Raw genomic sequence first — 7,817 nt, 5'->3', positions numbered from 1 at the left:
GTACGGAAAAGATTCTTTCCAACCGATTAATACGCCAGACGAGGATGAAGAATTCTTGTTAAAACCAATGAACTGTCCGCACCACTGTGAGATTTTTAAATCAAGACCAAGGTCGTACAGAGATTTACCTGTAAGATTTGCGGAGTTCGGTACAGTTTACCGTTACGAGCAATCTGGAGAGTTACACGGATTGACACGTGTGAGAGGATTTACGCAAGATGATGCGCACATTTTCTGTACACAAGATCAAGTAAAAGATGAGTTTAAGAAGGTGATTGATTTAGTATTGTACATCTTCAAAACTTTGAAATTTGAGAATTTTAAAGCTCAAATTTCTTTACGTGATCCGGAAAAACCAGAGAAGTACATTGGTGAAGATGCCAACTGGGTAAAAGCAGAAAGTGCAATTATGGAAGCGGCGGAAGAAAAAGGATTACCAACTGTAGTAGAATATGGTGAGGCAGCCTTTTACGGACCGAAGTTAGACTTCATGGTACAAGATGCTTTAGGAAGAGAGTGGCAGTTAGGAACAATTCAGGTAGACTACAACTTACCAGAGCGTTTCGAATTGGAATACACAGGTAGCGACAACCAAAAACACAGACCTGTAATGATACACAGAGCACCGTTTGGATCTATGGAAAGATTCGTTGCTGTATTGTTAGAGCACTGTGCTGGAGATTTCCCATTGTGGTTAACAACAGAACAATTCGCTATACTTCCTATCAGTGAAAAATACAACGACTATGCAGAAAAAGTTTCTGGTTTACTAAATAATTACGATATTCGCGGTTTCGTAGACGCTCGAAATGAGAAGATTGGTAAAAAAATTAGAGAAGCTGAGCTATCTAAAATACCATTCATGTTAATTGTTGGAGAGCAAGAAGCGGAGAACAATACCCTTGCGGTACGTCAACGTGGAACAGGTGATTTAGGATCAGTTACATTAGACGCATTTGTAGAAATAGTAAATAAATTAATAGACGAAGAATTGACTACGGAGAAATAATTGTTATTTTAAGTAGTGAATCATAAAAAGAGTAAATGAGAAAAGGACCTAGAAAAAAGTTTCAACCCAGAAGACAAGAAGATCCGCACAGAATTAATGATAGAATTCGCGTGCCTAAAGTAAGATTAGTAGGAGAAGGTGTAGAGCCTCAAGTTATTGCAACTCGTGATGCTATTAAACTTGCAGAAGAAGAAGGTCTTGATTTGGTTGAGATTTCTCCTAAGGCTGATCCGCCAGTAGCTAAGATTTTGGATTACAAGAAATTCTTGTACAACCAAAAGAAGAAACAAAAAGAGCTTAAAGCGAAGCAGTCTAAAGTTGTAATTAAAGAAATTCGTTTTGGACCCAACACGGACGACCACGATTTCAACTTTAAGTTGGCTCATGCTAAGAAATTCTTAGAAGAAGGAAGTAAAGTAAAAGCTTTCGTATTCTTTAGAGGTAGAACTATCGTATTTAAAGACAGAGGTGAAATTTTATTATTGAAATTCGCTCAAGAATTAGCTGATTACGGTGTGTTAGAGCAAATGCCAAAATTAGAAGGTAAGCGTATGACAATTATGCTTAACCCTAAGAAAAAGTAGTAAAGGGATATTCCCATACGAAGATAAAGAGAGAGGTAACTTTAAAGAAAAGAGAAGATGCCAAAAATGAAAACAAAATCTAGTGCTAAGAAGAGATTCAAAGTAACTGGAACAGGTAAAATCAAAAGAAAACACGCTTTTAAAAGTCACATCTTAACAAAGAAGACGAAAAAGCAAAAACGTAATTTGACGCACGCAGGATTAGTTGACAAAGCTGACGAAGCAAACATCAAAGTACAATTAAGAATGAAATAATCTCTCCTCGGAGAAATTATACATTCGGTTAAATTTATTAAACCCGGTATTGTGTAACTAAGTCTTCATGTAACAAGGAAGCACATACTACCAAAAAAATTAAAAGATATGCCAAGAAGTGTAAATCATGTAGCGTCAAGAGCGAAGCGTAAGAATGTTCTTAAGTTAGCTAAAGGATACTACGGAAGAAGAAAAAATGTTTGGACAGTAGCAAAAAATGCTGTTGAAAAAGGATTAGCATACGCCTACGAAGGACGTAAGCAAAAGAAAAGAAATTTCCGTTCATTGTGGATCACGCGTATTAACGCAGGTGCACGTCAGCACGGAATGAGCTATTCTCAATTCATGGGAGCGGTTAATAAGTCTGGAATCGAGTTGAACCGTAAGGTATTGGCTGATTTAGCGATGAACCACCCAGAAGCATTCAAAGCGATCGTAGATTCTTTGAAAAAGTAAAATAAATTAAACTCTCTCTATAGAAAGCTCCATCACTGATGGGGCTTTTTTTATTTTATTATCAGCATTAAAATTCCTTGATAAAAAAATTGAATAATTTCAGAACCGTATGAATCAAAAAAAGGGCTCTCAATTGTAACAGCCCTTTTTCTTCATCTATATAGAATCACTTCACATAACTCGTATCCGTCAAGGCTTCCATAAACAAAACAATGTCTTCCTGTTCCTTCTCCGTCAAATTCAATTGATCAAAAGGCAAAGTTTGGTTTTCTAATTCAAACCCGTACTTCTTTCCTCCTCCTTCGTTGTAAAACACTACGACCTCCTCTAGTGTGTTAAATACACCATTGTGCATGTACGGAGTGGTTAAGGCTACATTACGTACCGTTGTGGTCTTAAATGCGCGTTTATGATGTTGTATTTTATAGATTTCATACTTGCCTAAATCTTCATCTAGTTCAGCACCCTCTTCCACATTTTCTGCGGGAAGTCCTAAAACTTCACTTTCCATTTTCTCATAAAAAGGAGGAGCTACACCATTGAACAAAGGAGCGAAATGACAAGTCGCACATTTTGCTTTCCCCATAAACAAGTTAAAACCATTTATTTCTTTTGCCTTCAATGCATTTTCTTCTCCGCGCATATACTTATCAAATGGACTGTTCATCGCACTCAAACTTCTGGTAAAAGCAGCCAAAGCCAATTTGATTTCTCTATCGGTAATTGACTTCTCTCCGTATACTTTTTCAAAGGCTTTTTTATAACTTTTATCCTTCAACAAATTTTGAATTATCGTTGCAAACTCGCCACCCATTTCTTGTTTATTGGTAATTACCGCATGGGCTTGATCTTCTAAAAAGGCAACACGGCCATCGTAAAACTGCATACTTTGGTAACCGGCATTAATCAATGTCGGCGTATTGCGCAACAAGCCCTCTTCTTTCCCCAATACAGTATTCACTTTTAATCCATCTGTAAATGCAAGTGCTGGATTATGACAACTCGCACAGTTTCTAGAACCATCTATAGAAAGTCTTTTCTCTTCAAACAACCTTTTTCCCAAGGCAACATTTTCAGTCGTCAACGCTAAAGCATCTTGGGGTGAAAAAAAGGCAAGATCAAAAGCCTTGGCCTCAAACATGTGCTTTGCATCCTTGCGAATGGCAAAATCTAAATGATCTGGGTAAGCTATCTCCATACGTTCAGTATAGGTTTGTATAGCGCTTGTAAGCGGGTTTAAGTATACTTTTATAAAGTCTGCCCTATTAAATGAGTCAAAACTCCCTGTATAGTTCTCTAAGTACACAATGCTCTGTTTGGTGAGTATAGATAGATCATTCGCGTTCTCTAAATATCCTACCACCTCATCAAAGGCTTGAAGTGTAAATTTTGCTTCTTCCATACTGTTTAAAGAAACGGGACTATCGAAACCTGTTATCCCTTTTGTAATCAAACGATAAATATTCAGTTTCAAAGCATACATTAAGTTGGCATCATCAAGGAGTACCGCACTTTCTAATTGTGTTAGTTTATGTACCCCTTCTTTCAAACCATCGATTTCATCCAACAGACCATCTCTATCTAATCGCTCTTGCGTGTACACAAACTCTTCAACGACCTGAAATCCTGAAGGGTATAAAGGCATTTTAGGCATGCTCGCCACAGCCTCCAGTAAATTAGGACCATTCACCTTTACTGCCGTTTCTCTAAAAAAGTACTCCACGATAAATTCTATGTGCTTGTAATGAGACCTGCACTCAACAAAAGCCTCTTGTAATCTTTCTTTGGGAGCATTTTTACTAAGCGCTTTAAATTCTTCCAAACGGGTCACTAAAGCACTAAGTTCTTTACCGTAATATGCTTTTACTTTTTGATGTGGAGATGTCTTCACTTCATAATACGCAACACTTTTTGCTGCACTCATACTCAGAAAAGCTCCCGTCAATAGTCCAACGCTCATGAGCGTAAATATCATTTTTGTTTTCATCTATTTTTTAAGCGATCACCCTTAAATTGGGTAACTTTCTTTTTAATTTTTCTATTTCTTTTGAACCAATATCATTTCCCAGCAGCAAGAGTGTTTTTAAATTCTTCATCTTATATATCGCCTTGGGAATTTCAGTCAATTCATTATGCGCCAAATTCAAACTTTCTAAAGCATCCAGTTTTTTAAATGCTTTAGGTATTTCTGTGAGTTGATTGAAAGACACATCCAAAACTTTAAGCTTTGAAAGATCTCCCATGCTTTTGGGTAGTGCTTTTATTTGATTATGATTCACATGCAATTCCTGCAAACTTTGCCAACCCTCAACAGCATCTGGCAAATAACTTATTCGGTTGTAAGAAAGTTGAAGTATCTCTAAACGGGACAAATTATTTACTTCAGGCGGTAGCGAGTACAAGGCATTGTGATCAGCTCCTAAATATTTCAGATGCCCCAAATCTCCGATTGAAGTATTGATATACGACAACTGATTCCAAGAAACATCCAAAAACTCCAAAGCTTTTAACCCTCCGATTTCTGACGGTAAGTCTACCAACTGATTTTCGTCTAACTGTAAGAACTTTAAACTCTTCCAATTCGATACATATGTGGGAACTTTGGCCAACTTATTTTCAGAGAGAATACAAGATTCTAGCGCTACTAAACGTCCTAAACTAACTGGTAAATGAAACAATGCATTACCTTTTAAGTCTAAAAACTTAAGGTGTTCCAATTCTCCTAAAGCCGGATTTAAAAACTCCAATTCATTTAAGCGGTAAGAAAAACTCTCCACCTTTTCTTTATGTTCAAGCGCAACATCAAGATCGGAATATGTAATTACCGGTGCATTCTTTTTTCCTGAATGCTGTGTTTGTGCAAAAAGGCAATTGCCCCCCAAAAGGAGGACAACTGCCACAGTATAAACTTTATTTTTCAAAGGTATCCCTGATTAACGTTTTACTATTTTCTGAGTAAATCTCTGGTTACCCACAACCACTACAGCCGTGTAAACCCCTGATGGTAAATTCCCCATTTCAACATTGATGTTGTTTGTTCCTGTATTCAAACCTTGAGATAAGATTCTTACGTTAGAACCAACCATGTTGTATACATGAACCATTGCCGCTCCTTGCGTATTTGCATTGATCTGTATCGTTACATTTCCGTTTGTTGGGTTAGGGAAGATAATTGGCTCCTCAACTTGAGATTGATTTTCAACTCCCGCTGGAGAAATATACATTGCATCTGGTCCTAAGTATTCTTTTCTAGCGATAACAATACAAGACTCTTTGTTGAACACTACTGGAGTTCCTGTCGCGTCAATCATTGCTGTTGTATTACCACTTGATGGGTGCTGCATAGAAACGAACATAAATTTGAAGTCTGGAGAGAAAGTCATTCCAGTTGGCTCACATCCTGCTGGAGTTACAGCAAACATTTTAACCGCTGGGTTGGTTTGTGTATGACATGTTGGTACCATCCAAATGTGGTTACGTCCACCGTCTTGAATTACGTATAAATTACCTTCATCGTCGAAAGTTAAGTTATCAACTCCACCTCTCCACTGCTCTTCAACTAAACCGTCAGCAGTTTCGATTACGTAAATCCAATCTGAGTTACCTACGAATACCATCGCATCAGCAACTGTAGATCCATTGTCTGTAAATCTGTAAACTCTAGAAGAAGATTTTGAAGTGAAGTAGATTTGTCCTGAAACTGGGTTAATCTCAACGTCCTCAATTTTATCAAAATTTGTACCTCCTACTGCTGAAGCGTAAGACAATACATTGTTACAATCTGCCGCTGTGAAGTTTGGAATACCTACCCATGTTCCTGTCGTTGCATTATCTAAAGGTCCGTCTAACTTTAAAACATATAAAGTACCTTGAGATAAGTCTTCTGCAACATCTGCAACAAATTTAAATACGTATCCTGGGTTTTGGTCATTACCAAAATAAACTGTTTTTCTATCTTCAGAAACCACACAGTTTTCGTGAGACATTCTTCCTAATTTGAACAACTTCTCTGGAGTTCCATCACCATCGTGATCTACCACTGAAGCTGTAGCCGGATCGATTTCTACCAACCACCCTATGTCTTGGTAACCATCTGCATTTGCATCACTTGTTGGTAAAGTTTCTTCTGCTGTAATGATAGTACCCCATGGAGTAACCGCACCTGAACAGTTACGACCTGTTCCTTGAACTGGAGCGAAATCAACCGGTTGGTTGTTGGTAATGTTCCAAATGTGTAACGTAGAATCGAATTGAATATCCATCATAGATACCCCTGCTGCTGGGAAAGACCCCATTTCGTGGTTCAATGATAAGTATCCTTTGTGGCTAGATCCATTGATAGGAACGTATCCCGTAAAGTCGAAGTTATCTCCCGTGTTACCTTGTGTAGCGTCTGTGTAAGGCTCTCCGTGTTGGATTAACATTTGGAAGGTGTGCGTAGAAGGGATTCTTAATGAATCAGGTTGTACACTTGGCATAACTGAAGTGAACTTGGAGATGTGTAGAGCGTCTAAATCATCACTACAATCTACGGGAGCAACCAAAGGAACGATATCTCTATATGCTAACTCTAAGTCAAAAGAAATATCAGAGCTAGAAGGGTCAGCTTGGTGAATTTCTACGGCTACAACATTGTTACCTACTTGTAAGTTTGTTGCGTCAATTACAGTTTCGAAGTAAACATCTTCATCTCCTCCACCTACTGTACCGTTTGCGTAAGTAGTGTAATCTACAGCTCCTGAAGGCATGTTCACGCGGTGTACTTCTACCCCGTTGATGTAAACGATAGCTCCATCATCTCTTTTTAAGAACAATACTAACTCTTGATCTGCAGTTGGCAATACCGATACTGAAAAATCAGCTCTAAAGTAAGTTGTTTGATATTTGTTCTGTGAGTCGGGTCCGTAACTTAAAGTAGTAGCCTCATCTCCGTCTCCATACCCTAATTGACCTTGACCTGTTAACCAAGTTCCATCATTAAAAGAAGGCGCTGTCCATGTAGACCCTAAATCAGATCCATCATCTAAATAACTCCAAGTACTTTCCGCTGGAAACACTACAGAAGTTTGTTGTGCCGCTACAGAACCAACCATAGCTACAAAACAGAATTGTGTAATTTTTTTAAACATTTCTATACATTTTTATTCACTGCAAAGTTGAGCAGGAATGCATAGAAGGAGGTAAAATGCCTTTTAAAGCTTTTTTAAATTAATGCTATGCAGAATTAAGAAAATGTGATGAATGTTAAGATTGGATTTCTAGATAGCAAGACGATTCAAAGATTCATCTCTCGACTGCCGCTCGAGAACCTTAATTCAAGGATTCAAGGATTCAAGGATTCAAGGATTCAAGGATTCAAATTATATTAATAGTTCAAACTACAATTTTTAAATCTATCAAATTCTACAAATCCCGATTAACAAACGAAAATAGGTTCTTCAGGAAGGCTTTTGGCTTCGGTTCCACGATAGTACGACCTCACTCCCAAACCACTATCTTAGAAACCCTGTCTC

The 7,817-nt window shown here is 37.9% G+C and carries 7 protein-coding genes; 4 read left to right on the top strand and 3 right to left on the bottom strand.

All coding sequences use genetic code 11. The features are described from left to right. The 4 genes from thrS to rplT form a co-directional block, all read left to right on the top strand. The coding region (thrS, locus tag R3333_RS10500; RefSeq protein ID WP_318958748.1) for a threonine--tRNA ligase at nt 1-1,009 on the top strand (1,009 nt) is incomplete at its 5' end. 35 nt (nt 1,010-1,044) lie between these two features. Then, nucleotides 1,045-1,593 (top strand): translation initiation factor IF-3, encoded by a 549-nt coding sequence (infC, locus tag R3333_RS10495; RefSeq protein WP_090248721.1) that lies wholly within the window; start codon nt 1,045-1,047, stop codon nt 1,591-1,593. Nucleotides 1,594-1,650: 57 nt separating this feature from the next. Next, the gene (gene rpmI / locus R3333_RS10490; protein WP_090248719.1) at nt 1,651-1,848 is read left to right on the top strand and encodes a 50S ribosomal protein L35; all 198 of its coding nucleotides are present in this window, start codon (nt 1,651-1,653) and stop codon (nt 1,846-1,848) included. 108 nt (nt 1,849-1,956) lie between these two features. After that, nucleotides 1,957-2,304, top strand: coding sequence for a 50S ribosomal protein L20 (gene rplT / locus R3333_RS10485; protein ID WP_318958747.1), 348 nt, complete (start codon nt 1,957-1,959; stop codon nt 2,302-2,304). 166 nt (nt 2,305-2,470) lie between these two features. Here the strand turns inward: rplT and R3333_RS10480 are convergent, their stop codons facing one another. From R3333_RS10480 to R3333_RS10470, 3 genes are read right to left on the bottom strand one after another with little or no spacing between them, the layout of a single operon-like run. Then, the gene (locus R3333_RS10480; protein ID WP_318958746.1) at nt 2,471-4,264 is read right to left on the bottom strand and encodes a cytochrome c peroxidase; all 1,794 of its coding nucleotides are present in this window, start codon (nt 4,262-4,264) and stop codon (nt 2,471-2,473) included. Nucleotides 4,265-4,298: 34 nt separating this feature from the next. Continuing rightward, a complete protein-coding gene (locus tag R3333_RS10475) occupies nt 4,299-5,204 on the bottom strand; it encodes a leucine-rich repeat domain-containing protein (protein ID WP_318958745.1) in 906 nt (301 codons plus the stop codon). A 33-nt stretch (nt 5,205-5,237) separates the two neighbouring features. After that, nucleotides 5,238-7,433 (bottom strand): alkaline phosphatase PhoX, encoded by a 2,196-nt coding sequence (locus R3333_RS10470; protein ID WP_318958744.1) that lies wholly within the window; start codon nt 7,431-7,433, stop codon nt 5,238-5,240. Between the last annotated feature and the right edge of the window lie 384 nt (nt 7,434-7,817).

This window comes from Lishizhenia sp., assembly GCF_033720595.1.
In the GTDB taxonomy this organism is placed as follows: Bacteria; Bacteroidota; Bacteroidia; order Flavobacteriales_D; family Crocinitomicaceae; genus Lishizhenia.
This window is presented reverse-complemented; position numbering and strand designations above follow the sequence as displayed.